Below are 21,667 nucleotides of genomic sequence, written 5' to 3' on the forward strand. Positions count from 1 at the left end.
ATCTTGCGTTTCCGACTCTATCAGATCTTTTCTCGACCCGATTTCCTCGGTGCTTTCCAGGTTCCCGCTCTCGCGTTTCCCTTTCCAGCGGTTCCGACTCTATCAGATCCTTTCGGCGTCCGATTCCCGGTCGGCGGGATTTGCCGGTCGGCTCCGGACTTTCGTCCGTCGGCCTTTCGACATTCACTACGCTAACCGATCCTCCCGGCGACTCATAATCGAGTCGGGCGAGTTCGAATTCGGGCGCGCGGGCGCGCCGGAATCGACCCCGATCAGGGGTGGTGGCTAGGCAGTGGGTTGGCCGCTCCGGCTGCAGGCGATCGCCGTACCCGGTTCAGCGGCTCGGGCCACATTACGCACCTTCCACGGTCGCGTCAACTTCGGCGGCGCCTCGGCACATGGGCCCGATACGGGCTCACGGTCGGGTCATTGGCCACCCAGAAGCGCCAGGGGTGGACGTCACCGTCCCCGCCCTCGCCGGCCACCCCGGTACGCGGACCGCTCCGTACCTGGTCGGAGGCGACAGGTGTCCCCGCCAGCATCCTCAGCGGCGTCTCGCCCGCGGCACACGCGTCCGTACCGTCGAGCGCCCGGTCGACCCCCAGAGCCGTGGCGAGGCGGGCCGGCCCCTTGGCCAGTTCCTTGTCGTGCCGGGCCGAAACCCGGCGCAGGCGTGCCAACTCGGCGCCCTCGACGACCTCACCCGCCCGGAGCAGCACGGCGCTCGCGAGGTCCCGGGGGCCGCAGACGAGGTTCAGGCAGTGCCACATGCCGTAGGTGAAGTAGACGTACACGTGTCCCGGCTCGCCGAACATGACGTCGTTGCGGGCGGTGCGGCCCCGATAGGCGTGCGAGCCGGGATCGTTCGGGCCGTCGTACGCCTCGACCTCGGTGAGGCGCACCGCGATCGGGCCGTCGGGGGTCGTGCGGAGCAGGATGCGGCCGAGCAGGTCGGGTGCCACCTGGAGTACCGGGCGGTCGAAGAAGTCTCGGGGCAGCGGCGTACGGTCCGGGGGCGCGATCATGCCCTCCGAGGGTAGTCCGGACGTGGGGCCGCCCGACCGGAACCGCCGGTGGCCCTGTCGCGTTGGTACGGGGCGAAGGTCCTTTCGTAAAGGGAGAGTCATGGCGTTCAAGAAGCTGCTCGCGAGCCTCGGGGCCGGCGGGGCCTCGGTGGAGACGGTGCTCACCGAGGTCAACGTCGTACCCGGCGGTGTCGTCCAGGGTGAGGTGCGGATCCAGGGCGGTTCCGTTAACCAGGACATCGAGGGTCTGTCCGTGGGCCTGCAGGCCAGGGTCGAGGTGGAGAGCGGCGACCAGGAGTACAAGCAGGACATCGAGTTCACCAAGGTGCGGCTCGGTGGTGCCTTCGAGCTGCAGGCGGGGGCCGTGCACGCGGTGCCGTTCGGGCTCGAGATCCCCTGGGAGACGCCGGTCACGATGATCGACGGGCAGGCGCTGCGCGGCATGAACATCGGTGTGACGACCGAGCTGCAGATCGCCCGCGCGATCGACTCCGGTGACCTCGACCCGATCAACGTGCACCCGCTGCCGGCGCAGAAGGCGATCCTCGACGCGTTCATCCAGCTCGGCTTCCGCTTCAAGAGCGCGGACATGGAGCGCGGTCACATCCGGGGCACGCGGCAGCGGCTGCCGTTCTACCAGGAGATCGAGTTCTTCCCGCCGTCGCAGTACCGGGGGCTGAACCAGGTCGAGCTGAGCTTCGTCGCCGACGCGTACGCGATGGACGTCGTGCTGGAGATGGACAAGAAGTCGGGCCTGTTCAGCGAGGGCTCGGACACCTTCCGCTCCTTCCAGGTGGGGCTGAACGACTACCACGGGACCGACTGGGCGGCCTACCTCAACGAGTGGCTGTCCGAGGTCGGCTCCAGGCGGAACTGGTTCTAGGCTCGGAACCGCTGGTTCCAGTAATCGATCAGGAGGTACCGAGGTGACCGAGCTCAAGCGGCGGCCGCTCCCCCACGACTTCCATCCGCCCGTCCCGTCGTTCACGGTGACGAGTGAGGACGTCGAGGAGGGTGCGACGCTGGGGAGCGCCCAGGTCCACGCGGAGGGGAACACCTCGCCGCAGCTTCGCTGGGAGGGCTTCCCCCCTCAGACCAAGAGCTTCGCCGTGACCTGCTTCGACCCCGACGCGCCGACCGGCAGCGGGTTCTGGCACTGGGTCCTGTTCGACATCCCGGCCTCCGTGACGGAGCTGCCGGCGGGTGCGGGCAGCGGCAGGTTCGAGGGACTGCCCGAGGGTGCCGTGCACGTCCGCAACGACTACGGCACCAAGGACTTCGGCGGTGCCGCTCCGCCGCCGGGCGACGGCCCGCACCGGTACGTCTTCACGGTGTACGCGGTGGACCAGGAGAAGCTCGGTCCGGACGCGGACGTCTCTCCGGCGGTCGTCGGTTTCAATCTGCGGTTCCACGCGATCGGGCGTGGCCGGCTCATCGGTGAGTACGAGGCGCCCGCCGAGGGCTGACGTACCGCGCCGATCCAGCCAAGCGTTCATGGAACGTTTGCCCGCCTCTGGTCTTGGAAGTGATCAGGGGCGGGCATTTTTTATTGCGTTGTCCATCTCGGTGCGCCCGTACAGAGTTGATCCGAGCCCGCCGGGGGGTGGGCCGGTGCGCACGGGAGGTGGGCTGGATGCGTGACACGCTGGTTCTGAACGCAAGCTTCGAGCCGCTGTCGACGGTGACTCTGAACCGGGCCGTTGTTCTGGTGCTGCAGGACAAGGCCGTCGTCGAACAGTCCCATCCCGTACTGCGCATGCGCGGTGCCGCCGTCGACATACCGGCGCCGCGCGTGATCAGGCTCTGCAGATACGTACGGGTGCCGTTCCGAAGACAAGCGCCCTGGTCGAGGCGGGGGGTGCTGGTCCGGGACCGGCACCGGTGCGCGTACTGCGGGCGCAGGGCGACGACCGTGGACCACGTGCTGCCGCGGGCGCAGGGCGGGCAGGACACCTGGCTGAACACGGTGGCCGCGTGCGCGGAGGACAATCACCGCAAGGCGAACCGGACTCCGGAGGAGGCCGGTATGGCGCTGCTGCGGGAGCCGTTCGAGCCGACACCGGCCGACGCGATGCTGTTGGCTCTGGGACAGGAGGACATGGCCGCCCTCCCGGAGTGGCTGGCTCGGGACGCGGCCTAGGGCGTGTCGCCTCCGGGTTCTTCGTGCGGATCCCCCGCACCCCGGCCGGGGTGCGGGGGATCCGCACGTGGTGGTGACGCCTAGTCGATGCTCGGCTTCTCGCGGCGTTCCGCGTGGGGGCCGTTGTTCTGGGGCGGGACGGAGCTGCCGCCGTTGCCCGGCCGGCCGCCGCCGAGGGGGCCGAAGTTGCCCATCGCGCCGGACAGGCCCTTGAGGGCGTCGCCGATCTCGCTGGGGACGATCCAGAGCTTGTTGGCGTCGCCTTCGGCGATCTTGGGGAGCATCTGGAGGTACTGGTAGGAGAGGAGCTTCTGGTCGGGGTCGCCGGCGTGGATGGCCTCGAAGACCGTACGGACGGCCTGGGCCTCGCCCTCGGCGCGGAGCGCGGCGGCCTTGGCCTCACCCTCGGCGCGCAGGATCTGGGACTGCTTCTCGCCCTCCGCGGTCAGGATGGCGGCCTGGCGGGTACCTTCGGCGGTGAGGATCGCGGCGCGCTTGTCACGGTCGGCGCGCATCTGCTTCTCCATCGAGTCCTGGATGGAGGTGGGCGGTTCGATGGCCTTCAGTTCCACGCGGTTGACGCGGATGCCCCACTTGCCGGTGGCCTCGTCGAGGACGCCCCGCAGGGCCGCGTTGATCTCCTCGCGGGAGGTCAGTGTCCGTTCGAGGTCCATGCCGCCGATGATGTTGCGCAGGGTGGTGACGGTGAGCTGCTCGATGGCCTGGATGTAGCTGGCGACCTCGTAGGTGGCGGCCCGGGCGTCGGTCACCTGGTAGTAGATGACCGTGTCGATGTTGACGACCAGGTTGTCCTGGGTGATGACCGGCTGGGGCGGGAACGGGACGACCTGCTCGCGCAGGTCGATGCGGTTGCGGATGGTGTCGATGAACGGGACCACGATGTTCAGGCCCGCGTTCAGGGTCCGCGTGTAGCGGCCGAAGCGCTCGACGATGGCGGCGCTGGCCTGTGGAATGACCTGGATGGTCTTGATCAGGGCGATGAAGACCAACACCACCAGAATGATCAGGACGATGATGACCGGTTCCATCGTGTTCCCCGTACCCCTCTCCGCCTCGGCACCCTCAACGGATCCAGTCGCCGTTGAGGATCTTGCTGGTCGAGTCTGACAGACCGTCGCCCAACCCGTGGGCAGGACGGCTCAGATGACGATCGCGGTGGCTCCTTCGATCTCCACGACGTCCACCTCCTGGCCGACGTCGTAGGCGCGACCGGTGTCGAGGGAGCGGGCCGACCATATCTCCCCGGCGAGTTTGATACGGCCGCCGGAGCCGTCGACACGTTCCAGGACGACGGCCTGTTTCCCCTTCAAGGCGTCGACGCCGGTGGCCAGTTGGGGCCGTTGTCGGTCGTGCCGGGCCGCGATGGGGCGGACCACGGCGATCAGGGCGACCGAGACGACGACGAAGGCGAGTACCTGGATCACCACGCCGAAGCCGAGCCCGGCGACGACCGCCGCCGCGATCGCTCCCACCGCGAACATGCCGAACTCCGGCATCGCGGTGACCACCAGGGGGATTCCGAGCGCCGCCGCGCCGACGAGCCACCACACCCATGCGTCGATGTCGTTCACATGGTCATGGTAGGACCGCGGTCCGGCGGCGGACAGGGCGCGAACGGGGGTGCGGCCGGAGTCAGGACAGGGGCAGGCCCTGGGCGGTCCAGCGATCGCCGACCTGCTCGACGACGAGCGGCAGGCCGAAGCAGAGGGAGAGGTTGCGGGAGGTGAGTTCGAGCTCGATCGGGCCTGCGGCGAGGACCTTGCCCTGGCGGATCATGAGGACGTGGGTGAAACCGGGGGCGATCTCCTCGACGTGGTGGGTGACCATGATCATCGAGGGGGCGATGGGGTCGCGGGCGAGCCGGCCGAGGCGGCGCACCAGGTCCTCGCGGCCGCCGAGGTCGAGACCGGCGGCGGGCTCGTCGAGCAGCAGCAGCTCGGGGTCGGTCATCAGGGCGCGGGCGATGAGGGTGCGCTTGCGCTCACCCTCGGAGAGGGTGCCGAAGCGGCGCTCGAGGTAGTCGCTCATGCCGAGGCGGTCGAGGAAGGCGCGGGCGCGCCGCTCGTCGACCTCGTCGTACTCCTCCTGCCAGCCGGCGGTCATGCCGTAGGCGGCGGTGAGCACGGTCTGGAGGACGGTCTGGCTCTTGGGGAGCTTCTCGGCCATGGCGATGCCGGCGACCCCGATGCGGGGACGCAGGTCGAAGACGTCGACCTTGCCGAGGGTGTCGCCGAGGATGGTGGCGGTGCCCTTGCTCGGGAAGAGGTAGCTGGAGGCGACGTTCAGGAGGGTGGTCTTGCCAGCGCCGTTGGGGCCGAGGATGACCCAGCGCTCGCCCTCCTTCACCGACCAGGAGACCTGGTCCACCAGAGCCCGGCCCTCACGGACCACGGATACGTCCTGAAGCTCCAGAACATCGCTCATGAGCGCGTTGTCTCCCCTTGCAGTGTGGCCGGTCTCGGCTGGTCGCTTACGCCTGTGGCTCGGTCCGCCGCGCCGGTGGGCGCAGCCCCTATGAAATCTACGCCACGAGTGCCCCGCACCATTCCATCGGTCCGGTCCTTAGGGTGGGGGCATGCTCTCGGAACCGCGTTCAGGACGCCTCGCCGCTTGGGGAAACGCCCTTCTGGCCGGACTTGTCTCTCCGGATGACGCCGCGCTCGCCATCGTGGGCGAGGACGCCGTGCACCGGGTGCGGGGGCTGCCGGGTGATCCGGCGCCGGCCGGGCTCACGCTGGCGCTGGGGCGGCTGCGGGCGCTGGGGGTGACCGGGCTGCGGGTGGCGCTGCCCGCGCCGGGCCATCCGCTGGGGCTGAGCGGGCCGCCGGACTTCAACGCGCGGGCGCTGGAGGCCGAGGAGGCGGTGCTCTGCTTCGGGGCGGCCGTCGGGCTGGTGCCGGAGGTCCACACGGCCGGGCCGGACGGTGATGTGCATGTCGAGGTGGTCTGGCAGGTGCTGCCGGTGCGGGAGGCGCCGCCCGCCGACGTGCCCTCGCTGGGTGAGGCCGAGCGGGAGCTGGCCGAGGCGCTGCGGGAGGCGACCGAGGTGCTGTCGAAGCTGGACGTCGCCGGGTCGGGGCCGGTGGCGGAGGCGGCGGTCGAAGCGTATCGGGCGCGGGCCGAGCGGGGGCGGGAGGTGCTGGCGCCGGGGTATCCGCCGCGCGCGGTGCGGGTGCTGGAACTGGCCCGGCGGGTGGGTCTGCTGGTGTCCCTGGCGCAGGACAGGGGGCACGGCGGTGCGGTGAGCGCGTCGGAGATGGCGGCGCGGGGTGCGGCGCTGCGGCCGGTGGAGCGGACCGCGCGGCGGGCCCAGGTGGCGGCGTACAACTCCATGGTGGAGGAACGGGAGCGGGGGGTCCGCTGAGCCGGCCGGTGCTCCGGGGCGTGGGTGGGGCGGGCCGTCAGGCCCGCCCGGGGGGAGGTTCCCGGAGGGCCTGTGGCGGGAGGCCGCCGGAGGGTACGGCCATCCGGGGGACGTTCCCACGACGGTATGAACCTCAGCCCGGAACGGAACCTTCCGCGTCGCGGCACCCGGGGGTGGTTCAGCGGGCCGCGCCGTGGCGCACCGCCCACAGGGCGGCCTGGGTGCGGTCGGCCAGGTCGAGCTTCATGAGGATGTTGGACACATGCGTCTTGACGGTCTTCTCGGAGAGCACCAGGGCGCGGGCGATCTCCCGGTTGGAGCGGCCGTCGGCTATCAGGCCGAGCACCTCCCGCTCCCGGTCGGTCAGTGCACCCGCTCTTCCCTGACCTGAGCCGACCTCGTCCTGGGAGAGCAGGGCGTCGGCGACCTCGGGCTGGAGCAGCACGTGACCGGCGTGCACGGACCGGATGGCCCCGGCGAGCGCGTCGGGATCCACGTCCTTGTACAGGTAACCGGCGGCGCCCGCGCGCAGGGCCGGTACCACCGTGCGCTGTTCGGTGAAGCTGGTGACGATGAGCACGCGCGCGGGGTTGTCGAGTCCGCGGAGCCGGCGCAGGGCCTCGATGCCGTCCGTGCCCGGCATCTTGACGTCCATGAGGACGACGTCGGGCCGCAGTTCCTCGGCGCGGGCGACTCCCTCGGCGCCGTCCGCGGCCTCCCCGACGACCTCGATGTCGTCCTGCACCTCCAGGAAGGTGCGCAGGCCACGGCGGACGACCTGGTGGTCGTCGACGAGCAGCACTCTGATCGGGTCAGCCACCGGGTACCTCCATCTCGATCGTGGTGCCCCTGCCGGGCTCCGCGTGCACGGTGAGGGTGCCGCCGACCCCGCCGGCCCGGTCCCGCATCGAGACCAGTCCCAGATGGCGTCCGGCCCGGCGCACCGCCTTGGGGTCGAAGCCGCTGCCGTCGTCGGCGACGCGCAGGACGGCTCCGCGGCCGCGCCGGTCCACGGTCACCCGGACGTGCTGGGCGCCGGAGTGGCGCAGGGCGTTGTGCAGGGCTTCCTGGGCGACCCGCAGCACGGCCTCCTCCTGGGCCGCGGGCAGGGCGCGGAAGCCGCCCGCGGTGAAGGTCACACGTGCGGTGTGGGCGCGGTCGAGGACCTGTGTCTGGTTGCGCAGGGTGGCGATCAGCCCGTCCTCGTCCAACCCGGCCGGGCGCAACTCCACGACGGCGGCGCGCAGTTCGTCGGCCGCTTCGGCGGCGAGGGCGGCGACCTGGTGCAACTCGCCCTTGGCCCGGGCGGGGTCGCGGTCGACCAGCGCGGCCGCCGCCTGGGCGGTCAGGCGCAGGGAGAAGAGCTTCTGGCTGACCGCGTCGTGCAGTTCGTGGGCGAGCCGGGAGCGTTCCTCGGCGATCGTCAGCTCCCGACTGCGCTCGTACAGGCGGGCGTTGGTGAGGGCGATCGCGGCGTGCTGGGCGAGGATGGCGAGCAGTTCCTCGTCCTCCTCGGTGAAGCCGCAGCCGCCCTCGGGCTTCGCGCAGCGCTTGTTCGCGAGGAACAGGGCCCCGATGACCTCCTCGCCGTCCCTGATCGGCAGCCCCAGGAAGTCGGACATGTCCGGGTGGCTGGCCGGCCAGCCCTCGAAGCGGGGGTCCTTGCGGACGTCGGCGAGACGTTCGGGCCGGGCCTCGTCCAGCATGGCCGCGAGGATGCCGTGCCGGCGGGGCAGCGGGCCGATGGCCTTCCACTGGTCGTCGCTGACGCCGTCGACGACGAACTGCGCGAAGCCGCCGTGGTCGTCGGGGACGCCGAGGGCGGCGTACTGCGCGTCGAGCAGTTCGCGGGCCGAGGCCACGATCGTCTTCAGTACGTCGCGCACCTCGAGGTGCCTGCTCATGGCCAGCAGCGCGGAACTCACCGCGGCGAGGCCGGACCGGGGGCCTTGGCTCATGCCCTCACCGTACCGGCGGGACGTGAGGGCGTGGATCGGACCGGAGGCGGCGGGGACCCGTCCGCGGGACGTAGGGCGCCGGAGGTAGGTCCCCCGGCCCGGACGTGCGGCGTACGCCGAAGGACCCCGTCGTTCTGGTGCCCGCGTCCGAGGCGGCGCGGGGGCGGCCGTTCCTAGGTTGTGGTCACCGCCCGCCGGGGCGGCCGGGGCGAACGGCCCCGGGTGACGAGGGGACGGTTGCCATGCCGGTAGCGATCATCACGGGAGCCTCGAAAGGGCTGGGGCGGGCGCTCGCGGAGGGGCTGGCCGCGCGCGGCTGGGACCTGGTGCTCGGCGCCCGGGGCGCCGGGGCGCTCGCAGAGGCGGCGGAGGCGGTCGCCGGGCACGGCACGGGCGTGACGGCGGTGCCCGGCGATGTCACGGATGCCGGGCACCGGGCCGCGCTGGTGGCCGCCGCGCGCCGGCTGGGCGGGCTCGACCTCGTGGTGAGCAACGCGAGTGCCCTGGGTGCCGAGCCGCTGGTGCGGCTGGCGGAGCTGCCGCCGGAAGGGCTGCGGCGGGCTCTGGAGGTGAACGTCGTCGCGGCGCTGGGACTGGTCCGGGAGGCACTGCCGCTGCTGCGGGAGTCGGCGGCGGGCACGGTGGTCACGGTCAGTTCGGACGCGGCGGTGGAGGCGTACGGGACGTGGGGCGGGTACGGCGCCTCGAAGGCCGCGCTCGACCAGCTCGCGGCGGTGCTCGGCCGGGAGGAGCCGGACCTGCGGGTGTGGGCGGTGGACCCCGGGGACATGGCGACGGACCTGTACGCGGCTGCGGTGCCGGACGACCACGGTCCGCGGCCGGCGCCCGCGCGCGTGGTGCCGGCGTTCCTGCGGCTGCTGGACGAGCGGCCGGCGAGCGGGCGGTACGCGGCGCCGGCGCTGCTGGAGGCACGATGACCACGGCGGTGAGGGTGCCCGCGGAGCTGTCGGCGCGGATACCGGCCGAGCAGCGCGGGCCCGGCCTGGACCGGGACGCCGTGCGGCTGCTGGTGTCGCACGGCACCGAGGTGGCGCACCACGCCTTCCGGGAGCTCCCGGAGCTGCTGCGGGCCGGGGACCTGCTGGTGGTGAACACCTCGCCGACGCTGGCCGCCGCGGTGAACGGGCGGATCGGGCACGCGCGCGTGGTGGTGCACTTCTCCACCCGCGGGGACGACGGCAGGTGGGCGGTGGAGCTGCGGGAACCGGACGGTCACGGCACCACCCGCGCGCGTGCGGGCGTCCCCACGGGTGGGGGCGCGGGTACGGGCGGGACCGCGGGACGGCGGGCGTGCGTGCCCGCGGGTGCGGTGGTGCGGTTGCCCGGCGGGGCGCGGCTGGTGCTGGAGGAGCCGCTCGACGGGCGGGGTGAGCGGCTGTGGTGGGCCCGGCCGGCCGGGGCGGCGGTGGTCCGGGTGCTCCGGGAGCACGGGCGGCCGATTCGCTACTCCTATACGGAGCGGGACCAGCCGCTGTCGGTGTACCAGACGGTGTTCGCGCTGCCCGCGCCGGACGGGGCGGGCAGCGCGGAGATGCCGAGCGCGGCACGGCCCTTCACACAGCGGCTGGTGGTGGAGCTGGTGAGCCGGGGGGTGCAGTTCGCGCCGGTGACGCTGCACACGGGGGTGGCCTCGGCGGAGGCGCACGAGCCGCCGTATCCGGAGCGGTACCGGGTCCCGGAGGCTTCGGCGCGGCTCATCAACGCCGCCAGGACCGGTGGCGGGCGGGTCGTCGCGGTCGGGACGACGGCCGTGCGGGCGGTGGAGTCGGCGGCCGGTCCGGACGGGGTGGTGCGGGCGGCCGAGGGCTGGACCGATCTGGTGGTGACGCCCGAGCGCGGGGTACGCGTGGTGGAGGGGCTGCTGACCGGGCTGCACGAACCGGAGGCCTCGCATCTGCTGATGCTGGAGGCGGTCGCCGGCCGGGCCGCGGTGGACCGCGCCTACGAGGAGGCGCTGCGCGGGCGCTACCTGTGGCACGAGTTCGGTGACGCGCATCTGCTGCTGCCCCGGAATCCACTCACTGAGCGCGTTGCGACGGCAACTCGAGGTGAGACCTGTGCGTCGTCGATGTGAGCCCGCACATAGGGTCCACGTCACGTACGAAGGGGCATAGGAGATAAACCACCCATAGGTGAACGGGACAGACGGTCCAGTCTGTCCCGTTTTGCCCTTCCCTGATCCACTATGCGGCTTCGTACATCACACCTTTGCCTGGGCATTTTGCGCCCGCTAAGAATGGCTCCCGTCGCTCGGCGCCGCGGTTACCCGCCGCGGCCCTCGTGCGGGAGGAACCGATTCCCCCGGCGGACGCAGGAGAGCGACCTCCGCGCTATCGAAGAGGTCCATCAAGCCATGCCCAAGAACATCCTCAACCGTGCTTATCGTCGTACGCTGAGCAAGCAGCACAAGATCGCCATCGCCGGTGTCGGCGCCCTCGGTGCCGCCGCCCTGGCCTTCACGGCCGTCCCCGGCAGCGCCCAGACCGTCACCACCGACGCCGCGGCCGCGCAGCAGGTGCACTACGCCGACACCCCGGTCAAGGACGTCAAGGGCTCGCTCACCGGCCCGCACGCCGGCCAGACCGTCAAGCTCGACACCATCGCCACGAAGCAGGCCGAGGCCAAGAAGCAGGCCGCCGCCAAGAAGCAGGCCGAGGCGAAGAAGAAGGCCGCCGCCCAGGCCGCCGCCAAGAAGGCCGCGCAGGAGCGCGCCGACAAGGCCGCGAGCCGTTCCGCGCAGCGCCCCGCGATGCAGATGGTCGCCGCCAAGACCTACCCCGACAACCTGGACGGCTGGATCCGCGAGTCCCTGGACATCATGAAGGCCAAGGGCATCCCGGGCAGCTACCACGGCCTGCACAAGAACATCATGCGGGAGTCCTCCGGCAACCCGAAGGCCATCAACGACTGGGACATCAACGCCATCAACGGCATCCCGTCGAAGGGCCTGCTGCAGGTCATCCCGCCGACCTTCAAGGCGTACCACGTGGCCGGCACCTCGTGGAACATCTACGACCCGGTCGCCAACATCACCGCCGCCGCCAACTACGCGGCCGACAAGTACGGCACGATCGACAACGTGAACAGCGCGTACTGAGGCCGGCGCGGACCTCTGAGACGACGCGGAAGGGCGGCACCCCCACTGGGGGTGCCGCCCTTCGTCCGTGCGGCCGCGCGCCACGCGGCCGCCGTCACTTGCGCATGACCTCCGGCTCGTGCCGGCGCAGGAAGCGGGCGACGAGGAAGCCGCAGACCGCGCCGAGCACGAGCAGCGCGACCATGTCCAGGCCCCAGGCCGAGGCCGCGTGGTCCCACAGCGGATCGGTGCTGGTCGGGTCGTCGGTGTTCGGGGCGATCTTGTTGAAGTCCAGCGTGGCGCCGGCGGCGGCCACCGCCCAGCGGGACGGCATCAGGTACGAGAACTCGTTCACGCCGAGCGTGCCGTGCAGGGTGAAGAGGCAGCCGGTGAAGACGACCTGGATGATCGCGAACATCACCAGCAGCGGCATGGTCTTCTCGGCGGTCTTCACCAGCGAGGAGATCACCAGGCCGAACATCATCGAGGTGAAGCCCAGCGCCATGATCGGCAGGCACAGCTCGAGCAGCGTCGAACCGCCGAGCACCAGCCCCCGGTCGGGGATCTCACGGCTGGAGAAGCCGATCACGCCCACCATCAGACCCTGGAGCACCGTGACGGCGCCGAGCACGACCACCTTGGACATGAGGTAGGCCGAGCGGGACAGACCGGTCGCGCGCTCCCGCTCGTAGATGACCCGTTCCTTGATCAGCTCCCGCACGGAGTTCGCGGCGCCCGCGAAGCACGCGCCGACCGCGAGGATCAGCAGGACCGTGGTCGCCGTGCCGTTCGGGACGGGCACGCCGGTGCGCGGGTTGACCGGGTTGACCAGCAGGCCCCGGTCGGAGTCGATCAGCAGGCTGACCGCGCCGAGCACCGCCGGCAGGATCACCGTGAGCGCCAGGAACCCCTTGTCGGACGCGATGACCGCCACGTAGCGCCGGATCAGGGTCATCAACTGGGAGGCCCATCCCTGGGGCTTGGGCGGTCTGATGGCCTGCGGCGGCGGCATGTGTACGGACTGCGGGGCGACCGCGTCGATGTCGGCGGCGTACATCTGGTAGTGCTGCGAGCCCTTCCAGCGGCCCGCCCAGTCGTAGTCGCGGTAGTTCTCGAAGGCGGAGAAGACGTCGGCCCAGCTTTCGTAGCCGAAGAAGTTCAGCGCCTCCTCCGGCGGGCCGAAGTAGGCGACCGCGCCACCCGGCGCCATCACCAGGAGCTTGTCGCAGATCGCCAGCTCGGCCACGGAGTGGGTGACCACCAGGACCGTACGGCCGTCGTCGGCGAGGCCGCGCAGGAGCTGCATCACATCGCGGTCCATGCCCGGGTCGAGGCCGGAGGTCGGCTCGTCCAGGAATATGAGCGAGGGCTTGGTCAGCAGTTCCAGGGCGACCGAGACACGCTTGCGCTGGCCACCGGAGAGGGAGGTGACCTTCTTGTCCTTGTGGATGTCCAGCTTGAGCTCGCGCAGCACCTCGTCGATGCGGGCGTCGCGCTCGGCGGCCGTGGTGTCGGCCGGGAAGCGCAGCTTGGCCGCGTACTTCAGGGCCCGCTTCACGGTCAGCTCCTTGTGCAGGATGTCGTCCTGCGGGACCAGACCGATGCGCTGGCGCAGCTCGGCGAACTGCTTGTACAGGTTCCGGTTGTCGTACAGGACCTCGCCCTGGTTGGCGGGCCGGTAGCCGGTGAGCGCCTTCAGCAGCGTCGACTTGCCGGAGCCGGACGGGCCGATGACCGCGATGAGGGACTTCTCCGGAACGCCGAAGGAGACGTCCTTCAGGATCTGCTTGCCGCCGTCGACCGTGACGGTCAGTTGGCGCGCGGAGAAGGAGACCTCACCGGTGTCGACGAACTCCTCGAGCCGGTCGCCGACGATACGGAAGGTGGAGTGGCCGACACCGACGATGTCGTTGGGGCCGAGCAGCGCCGAACCGCCCTTGGCGATCGGCTGGCCGTTGACGTAGGTGCCGTTGTGCGAGCCCAGGTCGCGGATCTCGAAGCGGCCGTCGGGCGTCGAGTGGAACTCGGCGTGGTGCCGGGAGACCTGCAGGTCGGAGACGACCAGCTCGTTCTCCAGGGAACGACCGATGCGCATCACGCGGCCGACGGCGAACTGGTGGAACGTGGTCGGGCTGCGGTCGCCGTAGACCGGCGGCGCCCCCGCCGCGCCACCGGGCGTCTTCTGCACCGGGTTTTCCGCCGGACCGCCCTGCTGCTGCGGGAACGCGGGGGACTGCGGCGACTGCCGCAGGTCGGCCCGCGGCTCCTGCTGGTGCGCGGCGGCCTGGTGCGGTACCCCCTGGTGCGGGGGCTGCTGCTGCCCGGCCTGCGGCTGGGCCCAGCCGGGCCCCGCGCCCTGGGCGGCGTACGGCGCGGACTGCGGCTGCTGGGCCTGCTGCTGGGGCTGGGCCACCGCGGCCGCGGCGCCGGAGAGGTCCAGCCGCGGTCCGTCGGTGGCGTTGCCGAGGTGCACCGCCGAGCCGGGGCCGAGCTCCATCTGCTGGATCCGCTGGCCCCGCACGAACGTGCCGTTGGTGCTGCCGTGGTCCTCGATGACCCAACTGCGGCCGTTGAAGCTGACCGTGGCGTGACGCCAGGACACCCTGGCGTCGTCGAAGACGATGTCACCCTGCGGATCGCGGCCGAGGGTGTAGGGCCTGGACGGCTCGAGCGTCCAGGTCCGTCCGTTTGTTTGCAGTACGAGTTCCGGCACTCCATGCCCCACTGAGTTGTCCCCCGATTTTCCCCCGTCACAGGGAGTCTAGGGATGTCGAACATCGTGGGGAACTATTTCAGGCTCGGCCCCCTGACCGAAACCCGGGCCTTGCGACGCGGGACGGCACCCGCCTCGACTCGCCCCGTTGACGGGGTTGAAAAGCGGCCGGAGAGTGGTAATCCCCCGCGAGGGGGACAAGCGCGGCAGTGGTGCCGCACCGCGGATCGGGGGGTCTGCCATGAGTGCTGCCACGGGTGCCGGGACCGCACGCCGGGGCGCGCCGCTGCCTTGGGTGGACATCCTGCTGTCCGCGGTCGCCGCGGTGAGCTGGGCGTTGGCCGGGATGACGGCCACGGCGGCACTGGGGCTGCACCTGATACGGGCGGACGCGGCGGGTTCACTGGGCCCGATGACGGCGGCCGTTGTGGCTCTCGGGGCGGGTGGTTCGGTCACCCCCTCGGGAGACGTGTCCGCCTTCGGGCTCGATGGCGCCGAGGCGCACACCGCCGTCGAGATCACGCCACTCGGCGTGAGCCTGACCGGCGCCCTGCTGCTGTCGTGGTTCTTCCTGCGGTCCCTGCGTACGGCGGGAGTTGTGATCGCGCCGAACGAACTCCTCGCGCGCGCGGGCACGGTGGTGGCCCTCTTCGTGGCGATGCTGGGCGGGCTCGCCCGGGTCGGGCACGACGTCGTCACCGTCGACGGCGGCAGGCTCGGCCTCGACGGGCCGCCCGGCGGGGGCGGCACCGGCGTTCCCGGCCTCGGCGGCCTCGGCGGCCTCGGCGACCTCGGCGGGCTGCTCCCGGACCGGGTCGGTGACCTGATCCACGCCAAGGCCACCGTGGGCTTCACCGTGGACACCGCGCCCACCCTCCTCGGCGGGCTCGCCTGGTCCGCCGGTGTCCTGCTCCTCGCGCTGCTCGCCTCCCGCCGCACTCCTCTGCCGCCCGGCTGGGACGCCCTGAACCGCTCGGTACGGCCCGCCGTCTCGGCGCTCGTCACCGTGCTGCTGCTGGCCGCGGCCGCCGGGCTCGCGGCGGCGGTGTACGCGGCGATCGGCGACGACCACCCCGGGCGGATCACCGGCGCGGCCCTGCTCGGCGCGCCGAACGGGGCGTGGCTCGGCGTCCCGCTCGGTCTCTTCGTCCCCTGGGACGGGCGGGCCACGGGCGCTCTGGGCGGCGTGCTGCCCCACCCGCTGGACCGGCTGCTGAGCGCCACGCGGGACCAGCCCGTCACCCTGGGCCGGCTGGCCGGGCTGGACGGCCGGGTGTGGCTGCTCACGGTGGCGGCCGCCTCCGCGATGCTGCTGGCGGGGGTGCTGACCGCGGTGCGCACACTGGTCCCGGGCGGGACGCGCGCGGCGGGCCTCGCGGGACGCTGCGCGCTGCGGCTCGGGCTCGTGACCGCGCTCGCCTGGCCGCTGATCGCCTGGCTGACGGACGTATCGGCGCACGCCTCGCTGTCCGTGCTGGGCTTCGACGCGTTCGGCACGGGCGTAGAACTGCACGGCCGGATGGGCCCGGCGCTGCTCCTGGGTGCCGTGTGGGGCGCGGGGGCCGGCGCGGCGGGAGCGCTGCTCGCCCGGGCACTGGGCGCGGCGGGGACCCGGGTGGCGGGGCCGGCGCGGGACGGAACGGCCGGGGCGGGCGGCGCGGGAGCGGGGTACGGCGCGCCGGCGTGGGACGGTGCCGGCCACGGGAGGTCCGGGCACGCACCGTACGGCGACGGGAGGTCCGGGCCGCCCGCGCCCGGTGACGGCCGTCCCGGGTGGCCGTCACCGGGCGGCGGCCCCACGCAGCCCTCGTCCGGCGGCGCGGCGGGGCCCTACGCGCCGGGCCGGCCGTACCGGCCGCCGGACCCCGGCACGAATCCCTACCTCCGGATGCCGCAGGAGGTGCCTGCGGAGCCCGAGGACGGGCGCCCGCCCTCCGCCGGGGACGACATGTACGGCGCGCCGACCGTCTCCGGCCGCCTGGACGCGCCCCGGGGCCGTGGTCCGGGCCGCCCGCCGCGTCGTTCGCCGCACGGCCCGGACGACGGCGCACCACCGCCGCCACCCCCGCCACCCCCACATCCCCCGCCTCCACCGCCTCCACCGCGTCCCGGTACCGGGCGGTGACCGGCGGGCGGGTACCCGGGGAGGACCGCGGCGGGCAAGGTGCGGGACATCTGGTGGACACCCGTTGTTCCGTGTCCGTCAGGCGGACCGCACGGGCGGAAGGCACTGGGTGCCGGATACGGTGGTGACACCATGAGCGCTTCGCAGACCTCCGAGGTCCCCACTCTCCTCGTCAAGATCTTCGGCAGGGACAGGCCGGGCATCACGGCCGGCCTCTTCGACACCCTTGCCGCCTTCCACGTCGACGTCGTCGACATCGAGCAGGTCGTCACCCGGGGCCGTCTGGTGCTGTGCGCGCTGGTCACCCAGCCCCCGGCCGGGCTCGACGGCGAACTGCGGGCCACCGTGCACGGCTGGGCCGAGTCGATGAAGATGCAGGCGGAGATCATCTCCGGGCGCGGCGACAACCGGCCGCGCGGGCTCGGGCGCTCCCTGGTGACCGTGCTCGGTCATCCGCTCACGGCCGAGTCCACGGCGGCCATCGCCGCCCGCATCGCGAAGACCGGCGGCAACATCGACCGTATCTTCCGGCTCGCCAAATACCCCGTGACCGCTGTGGAGTTCGCCGTCTCCGGAGTCGAGACCGAGCCGCTGCGGACGGCACTGGTCTCGGACGCGGCGGCACTGGGTGTCGATGTCGCCGTGGTCTCGGCCGGCCTGCACCGGCGGGCCCAGCGGCTGGTGGTCATGGACGTGGACTCCACCCTCATCCAGGACGAGGTCATCGAGCTGTTCGCCGCGCACGCGGGCTGCGAGGACAAGGTCGCCGGGGTGACCGCGGCGGCGATGCGCGGGGAGCTGGACTTCGAGCAGTCGCTCCACGCGCGCGTGGCGCTGCTGGAGGGGCTGGACGCCTCGGTGGTGGAGAAGGTGCGCAACGAGGTACGGCTGACGCCGGGCGCCCGCACGCTCATCCGCACCCTGAAGCGGCTCGGCTACCAGGTCGGTGTGGTCTCCGGCGGCTTCACGCAGGTCACGGACGACCTGAAGGAACGGCTGGGGCTGGACTTCGCGCAGGCCAACACGCTGGAGATCGTCGACGGCAAGCTCACCGGGCGGGTCACCGGGGAGATCGTGGACCGGGCGGGCAAGGCACGGCTGCTGCGCCGGTTCGCGGCCGAGGCCGGGGTGCCGCTGTCGCAGACCGTGGCGATCGGCGACGGCGCCAACGACCTGGACATGCTGAACGCGGCCGGGCTGGGGGTCGCCTTCAACGCCAAACCGGTGGTCCGCGAGGCCGCGCACACGGCGGTGAACTTCCCCTTCCTGGACACCGTGCTCTATCTGCTGGGAGTCACCCGCGAAGAGGTCGAGGCGGCCGACACGCACGACGAGGGCTGAGCCGCCGCCCCGGACGCCCTCGCGCGCCGGACGGCCCCGGACGCGCGAGGGCCCGGCACCGTCGGGCGTCGTGGTGCCGGGCCCTCGCGCGGGGTGTGCCGTCACTCGGAGGGCGCCCAGTAGTCCACCAGCGTGGCCGTGCCCGGCTCCAGGCTCTTCCAGCCGCCGTCGAAGGTCAGCACCACGAAGGCGGCGGCCGGGAAGCCGCGGCGCTCCATCCGTTTGCGGGCGTCGCCCCCGGACTCGCCGGCCAGGACCTCGGCCAGGCCGTGCACGCCCGGGTTGTGGCCGATGAGGATCACGTTCTGCGCGTCGTCCGGGACCTCGTTGAGCGCGGCGATCAGCTCGCCGGGAGAGGCATCGTAGACCCGCTCCTCGTAGACGGTTTTCGGCCGGTGCGCGAGTTCGTGGACGGCGAGCTTCCAGGTCTCGCGGGTCCGTACCGCGGTGGAGCACAGGGCAAGGTCGAAGGTGTAGCCGGTGTCGGCCAGCTTGCGTCCGGCGACCGCGGCGTCCATGCGGCCCCGCTCGGCGAGGGGGCGCTCATGGTCGGACACCTGGGGCCAGTCGGCTTTCGCATGCCGGAAGATGACGATCCTGCGGGGTTCTGCGACGCTCATGGGTACCAGCTTCGCATGAAACAGGCCACCCGGCGCAGGGAGTTGACATCGGAGATCACCGCGGCGCGGGCCCCGTGTCAGCGGGCGAGGAGTCGCTGCGCGCGCTCGAGGAGCTGGGCGACCGCCGGGTCGCCGGCCGCCGCGTGCGCGTCGGACGGGTTCAGTATCAGTGCCAGCAGCACGGCGAAGGCGAGCGCGGGGAGGGCGAGCGCCCACCAGGGCAACCTGCTGTCGGCGCCACCCGTGGTCGCCGGGTGGGGCCGGGTCTGCGTACGGACCGGCATGGTCGCCTCCGTGGGGTCCTCGAGTGGTTCTGGCCGCCTGCCGCGGTCATGTCTCGAAGTTACGGAGTACGGGGCCGCCGGCCCATCCGGTGACCCACCCACTCGACCCTGACCCTTGCCCCCTAGGGGACGGTGGGGACAGCCCCACCCTCAGGGCGCGGCCGGGTCAGGGCGAGGCGATCGTCGCGATGACGCCGATGATCACGAAGATGGCGAGGAACGAGCCGAAGACGAGCAGCAGCTTCTTCTGGCCGTTCTTGGGGTTCGGGTCGAGCACAGGCTCCATGCGTCCAGTCTCGCACCCTTCGTCCCGGCCGGGCCGGGCGGGTGCCGTCCCGGCCGGGCCGGGACGGCGGCCGGTGCCGGGCCGGGACGGCCTTTCAGGCGCGGCCCGCCTCGTCCTCCACCGTGCGGTCGCGGCCCGCGAGGAAGCCCACCGCCATCTGGGGCAGCGTCAGGCCCGCCATCAGGGCGATCGGCAGGCCCCAGCCACCGCTGTGCTGGTAGAGCACGCCGACCAGCAGCGGGCCGGGGATGGAGATCAGATAGCCGGTGCTCTGCGCGAACGCGGAGAGCTGGGCCACGCCCGCACCGGTCCGGGCCCGCATGCCGACCATCGTCAGCGCGAGCGGGAAGGCGCAGTTGGCGACACCGAGCAGCACGGCCCAGGCCCAGGCGCCGCCCGCCGGCGCCAGGTACAGGCCGGCGTACCCGGCGAGGCCGCACACGCCCAGCGCCAGCACGATCGGCCCCTGGTGGGGCAGCCGGGTGGCGAGCCGCGGGATCACGTAGGCCAGGGGGACGCCCATCACCATGGTGACGGCGAGGAGCAGGCCCGCCGTGCCGGCCGGGACACCGGCGTCCCGGAAGATCTGCGCCATCCAGCCCATCGTGACGTAGGCGGCGGTGGCCTGGAGCCCGAAGAAGACCGCGAGCGCCCAGGCGGTGCGGCTGCGGGTGACGCGCAGCGGGGCCGGCGCCCGCCCGTCCGGCGTGGTGCGCACCGGCTCCGGGGCGGGGGCCGCGTCCCGGTTCCGCACCAGTGGCAGCCAGGGCAGTACGGCGGCGGCCGCGAGCCCGGCCCACACGGCGAGCCCGGACCGCCAGCCGCCGCCCAGCGCACCGGTCAGCGGCACGGTCACCGCGGCGGCGAGGGAGGTGCCGAGGGCGAGGGCCATCGAGTACAGGCCGGTCATGGAGCCGACGCGGTCGGGGAACCAGCGCTTGACGATGACCGGCATCAGCACGTTGCTGACGGCGATGCCCATCAGGGCGAGCGCGCTGGCGGCGAGGAATCCGGCCGCGCCCGCGGCATAGGGGCGCAGGAGCAGGCCCGCGGCGATGGCGGCCATGCCGGCGCACACCACGGCGGCCGGTCCGAAGCGGCGGGCCAGTCGGGGCGCGGTGACGCCGAAGACGGCGAAGCAGAGCGGGGGCACCGAGGTGAGCAGCCCGGCCACGCTGCCGCTCATGCCGAGTCCGTCGCGGACCTCCTCCAGCAGCGCGCCGAGGCTCGTGATGGCGGGGCGGAGGTTGACAGCGGTCAGCACGATGCCGACGACGACCAGCCGGGTCGCCCACGCGCGCGTGGGCGGCGCCGTACGGGTGCCCGGCGCCGTGCTCGCGCCGCGTCCGGTCGAATGCATCTCCGTACGGGTGTCCGCGATCCGCGTTTCCTCACTGGCCATGTCCCTCATCATAGAATCATGGGATGATTGGTTGTCCACTCCCCCGGCGATCACGGCCGGGATTCCCGTGCGAAGGTGTGCCATGCCTCTGAGCCACCCGCGCCGTTCGGCGCTCTCCGAGCAGGTCATCGCCGAACTGCGCGCACAGATCGCCTCCGGCGAGTGGCCGGTGGGCTCGCGCATCCCGACCGAGCCGGAACTGGTGGAGCAGCTCGGCGTCGCCCGCAACACCGTCCGCGAGGCCGTGCGGGCACTCGCGCACAACGGCCTGCTGGACATCCGGCAGGGCTCGGGCACCTACGTCGCGGCGACGAGCGAGCTGGCCGGCGTGATGCACCGCCGCTTCGCGGGGGCGGATCCACGGCACATCGCGGAGCTGCGCTCGACGCTGGAGTCGGCGGCCGCCCGGCTGGCGGCCGAGCGGCGCACCGAGAAGGACCTCAAGCAGCTCGACGCGCTGCTGGCGCGGCGCGAGGAGGCCTGGGAGTCCGGCGAGGCCGAGGCGTTCGTGACGGCCGACGCGACCTTCCACCTGGCCGTGGTGGCGGCCTCCCACAACGACGTCATGACGGCGATGTACGCCGACCTCGGCGAGGTGCTGCGCGACTGGCTGCGCGCCGACGTCGGCGCGCGCCTGACCCCGGAGACGCACATGGACCACGCCCGCCTCGTGGACGCGATCCGCGCGGGTGACGCGGCGGCGGCGGCCGAGGAGGCAGCGAGCTATCCGTTCCTGTGCCGTCCGGACCGGTTCAGCGCGCCCGCTGGTGACTGACCCACACCGAGCGGACCTCCTTCCAGCAGCGGCCGGTGAGCCGCACGGTCATGGCGGCGCCGGTGTCCACCGGGGCGCTGTCGGTGTCGATGTCCCACCAGCGGGCGCACTCGATGTGCAGGCGCACGCGGTCGGTGTCGACGTAGGGGTTGTGGCAGTGGGCGACCACGTGCGAGCCGGTGACGGCCGTGCGGCACGCGGCGCCGAACAGCTTCGGCTCCGGCGGCTTGCCGTCGCCCACGCGCGTGTGGGCGAGCGCGGCGTACGGCAGACAGAACACGAGGGCGGCGGCCACGGTCACCGGGGCCAGGCTGCGGTACAGGCGCACAAGCGGACCTCCTCGGCCGGGCTGCGGAGGGATGCGCGAGGTGAACGCTGCCTCCAGGGTGCGCCGACGGCCGCCCGTCCCGCCCGGCCGGGTACGCCGAACGAGTGACGCCCCGTTCCCCGGGGTGCGCGGGGAACGGGGCGTCGACGTCGTACGGCGCTCACCCGCGCGGTGCGCGGGTCACCGGG

Annotated in this window: 22 protein-coding genes; 10 read left to right on the forward strand and 12 right to left on the reverse strand. The window is 72.5% G+C overall.

All coding sequences use genetic code 11. From position 1 onward, the window contains the following. Window positions 1–374: 374 nt before the first annotated feature. Window positions 375–1,025 carry a DNA-3-methyladenine glycosylase gene (locus MXD57_RS20610; protein WP_250403120.1) on the reverse strand — a complete coding sequence of 217 codons (651 nt, stop codon included), beginning with the start codon at window positions 1,023–1,025 and terminating at the stop codon, window positions 375–377. A gap of 100 nt (window positions 1,026–1,125) precedes the next feature. Here MXD57_RS20610 and MXD57_RS20615 point away from each other — a divergent pair, with 100 nt between their 5' ends. From MXD57_RS20615 to MXD57_RS20625, 3 genes are all read left to right on the forward strand, one after another. Continuing rightward, window positions 1,126–1,908: a sporulation protein gene (locus MXD57_RS20615; protein ID WP_250403122.1), complete on the forward strand. Its 783-nt coding sequence runs from the start codon at window positions 1,126–1,128 to the stop codon at window positions 1,906–1,908. Between the two features lie 43 nt (window positions 1,909–1,951). Next, window positions 1,952–2,491 (forward strand): YbhB/YbcL family Raf kinase inhibitor-like protein, encoded by a 540-nt coding sequence (locus MXD57_RS20620; protein ID WP_250403124.1) that lies wholly within the window; start codon window positions 1,952–1,954, stop codon window positions 2,489–2,491. A 167-nt stretch (window positions 2,492–2,658) separates the two neighbouring features. Next, window positions 2,659–3,165, forward strand: coding sequence for an HNH endonuclease (locus tag MXD57_RS20625; RefSeq protein ID WP_250403126.1), 507 nt, complete (start codon window positions 2,659–2,661; stop codon window positions 3,163–3,165). A gap of 80 nt (window positions 3,166–3,245) precedes the next feature. Here the strand turns inward: MXD57_RS20625 and MXD57_RS20630 are convergent, their stop codons facing one another. The 3 genes from MXD57_RS20630 to MXD57_RS20640 form a co-directional block, all read right to left on the reverse strand. Next, entirely contained in the window at window positions 3,246–4,214 is a 969-nt protein-coding gene (locus tag MXD57_RS20630) for an SPFH domain-containing protein (RefSeq protein ID WP_250403128.1), read from the reverse strand. Window positions 4,215–4,325: 111 nt separating this feature from the next. Next, a complete protein-coding gene (locus MXD57_RS20635; protein WP_250403131.1) occupies window positions 4,326–4,757 on the reverse strand; it encodes an NfeD family protein in 432 nt (143 codons plus the stop codon). A 61-nt stretch (window positions 4,758–4,818) separates the two neighbouring features. Further along, window positions 4,819–5,610, reverse strand: coding sequence for an ABC transporter ATP-binding protein (locus MXD57_RS20640; RefSeq protein WP_250403133.1), 792 nt, complete (start codon window positions 5,608–5,610; stop codon window positions 4,819–4,821). A gap of 151 nt (window positions 5,611–5,761) precedes the next feature. Between MXD57_RS20640 and MXD57_RS20645 the strand changes: the two genes are divergently transcribed. After that, on the forward strand, window positions 5,762–6,550 hold the full coding sequence (locus tag MXD57_RS20645; RefSeq protein WP_250403135.1) for a hypothetical protein: 789 nt from the start codon (window positions 5,762–5,764) through the stop codon (window positions 6,548–6,550). Between the two features lie 178 nt (window positions 6,551–6,728). On the opposite strand, the gene MXD57_RS20650 is transcribed toward MXD57_RS20645, so the two are convergent. Together MXD57_RS20650 and MXD57_RS20655 are read right to left on the reverse strand one after the other, a co-directional pair. Next, window positions 6,729–7,370, reverse strand: a complete 642-nt coding sequence (locus tag MXD57_RS20650) for a response regulator (protein WP_250403137.1) — start codon at window positions 7,368–7,370, stop codon at window positions 6,729–6,731. Further along, on the reverse strand, window positions 7,363–8,508 hold the full coding sequence (locus tag MXD57_RS20655) for a GAF domain-containing sensor histidine kinase (protein WP_250403139.1): 1,146 nt from the start codon (window positions 8,506–8,508) through the stop codon (window positions 7,363–7,365). Before MXD57_RS20655 ends, MXD57_RS20650 begins: the two co-directional genes overlap by 8 nt. A 242-nt stretch (window positions 8,509–8,750) precedes the next feature. On the opposite strand from MXD57_RS20655, the gene MXD57_RS20660 reads away from it, so the two are divergent. The 3 genes from MXD57_RS20660 to MXD57_RS20670 all read left to right on the forward strand — a co-directional run bounded on the left by MXD57_RS20660 (window position 8,751) and on the right by MXD57_RS20670 (window position 11,626). Then, window positions 8,751–9,446, forward strand: a complete 696-nt coding sequence (locus MXD57_RS20660; protein ID WP_250403140.1) for an SDR family NAD(P)-dependent oxidoreductase — start codon at window positions 8,751–8,753, stop codon at window positions 9,444–9,446. Next, window positions 9,443–10,603 carry an S-adenosylmethionine:tRNA ribosyltransferase-isomerase gene (locus tag MXD57_RS20665; protein ID WP_250403142.1) on the forward strand — a complete coding sequence of 387 codons (1,161 nt, stop codon included), beginning with the start codon at window positions 9,443–9,445 and terminating at the stop codon, window positions 10,601–10,603. The genes MXD57_RS20660 and MXD57_RS20665 overlap by 4 nt, the downstream gene beginning before the upstream one ends. A gap of 279 nt (window positions 10,604–10,882) precedes the next feature. After that, entirely contained in the window at window positions 10,883–11,626 is a 744-nt protein-coding gene (locus tag MXD57_RS20670; RefSeq protein WP_250403144.1) for a transglycosylase SLT domain-containing protein, read from the forward strand. A gap of 94 nt (window positions 11,627–11,720) precedes the next feature. Here MXD57_RS20670 and MXD57_RS20675 read toward each other — a convergent pair whose 3' ends face one another. Next, window positions 11,721–14,318, reverse strand: coding sequence for an ABC transporter ATP-binding protein/permease (locus MXD57_RS20675; RefSeq protein WP_250403265.1), 2,598 nt, complete (start codon window positions 14,316–14,318; stop codon window positions 11,721–11,723). Between the two features lie 241 nt (window positions 14,319–14,559). Between MXD57_RS20675 and MXD57_RS20680 the strand changes: the two genes are divergently transcribed. Both MXD57_RS20680 and serB read left to right on the forward strand, forming a co-directional pair. Then, window positions 14,560–16,443 (forward strand): streptophobe family protein, encoded by a 1,884-nt coding sequence (locus MXD57_RS20680; RefSeq protein WP_250403147.1) that lies wholly within the window; start codon window positions 14,560–14,562, stop codon window positions 16,441–16,443. Window positions 16,444–16,575: 132 nt separating this feature from the next. Then, window positions 16,576–17,784 carry a phosphoserine phosphatase SerB gene (serB, locus tag MXD57_RS20685; RefSeq protein ID WP_250403148.1) on the forward strand — a complete coding sequence of 403 codons (1,209 nt, stop codon included), beginning with the start codon at window positions 16,576–16,578 and terminating at the stop codon, window positions 17,782–17,784. A gap of 101 nt (window positions 17,785–17,885) precedes the next feature. On the opposite strand, the gene MXD57_RS20690 is transcribed toward serB, so the two are convergent. The 4 genes from MXD57_RS20690 to MXD57_RS20700 form a co-directional block, all read right to left on the reverse strand. Then, on the reverse strand, window positions 17,886–18,404 hold the full coding sequence (locus tag MXD57_RS20690; protein ID WP_250403150.1) for a SixA phosphatase family protein: 519 nt from the start codon (window positions 18,402–18,404) through the stop codon (window positions 17,886–17,888). Window positions 18,405–18,481: 77 nt separating this feature from the next. Further along, on the reverse strand, window positions 18,482–18,688 hold the full coding sequence (locus MXD57_RS20695; RefSeq protein WP_250403152.1) for a hypothetical protein: 207 nt from the start codon (window positions 18,686–18,688) through the stop codon (window positions 18,482–18,484). Window positions 18,689–18,854: 166 nt separating this feature from the next. Next, entirely contained in the window at window positions 18,855–18,974 is a 120-nt protein-coding gene (locus tag MXD57_RS31565; protein WP_284505867.1) for an SGM_5486 family transporter-associated protein, read from the reverse strand. Window positions 18,975–19,068: 94 nt separating this feature from the next. Next, window positions 19,069–20,334, reverse strand: coding sequence for a CynX/NimT family MFS transporter (locus MXD57_RS20700; protein ID WP_250403267.1), 1,266 nt, complete (start codon window positions 20,332–20,334; stop codon window positions 19,069–19,071). A gap of 124 nt (window positions 20,335–20,458) precedes the next feature. Between MXD57_RS20700 and MXD57_RS20705 the strand changes: the two genes are divergently transcribed. Then, entirely contained in the window at window positions 20,459–21,151 is a 693-nt protein-coding gene (locus MXD57_RS20705) for a FadR/GntR family transcriptional regulator (protein ID WP_250403154.1), read from the forward strand. On the opposite strand, the gene MXD57_RS20710 is transcribed toward MXD57_RS20705, so the two are convergent. Beyond that, the gene (locus tag MXD57_RS20710; protein WP_250403156.1) at window positions 21,129–21,479 is read right to left on the reverse strand and encodes a hypothetical protein; all 351 of its coding nucleotides are present in this window, start codon (window positions 21,477–21,479) and stop codon (window positions 21,129–21,131) included. The two genes, MXD57_RS20705 and MXD57_RS20710, sit on opposite strands and share 23 nt — an antisense overlap. Between the last annotated feature and the right edge of the window lie 188 nt (window positions 21,480–21,667).

The organism is Streptomyces cellostaticus, assembly GCF_023630175.1.
GTDB classification, from domain to species: domain Bacteria; phylum Actinomycetota; class Actinomycetes; order Streptomycetales; family Streptomycetaceae; genus Streptomyces; species Streptomyces cellostaticus_A.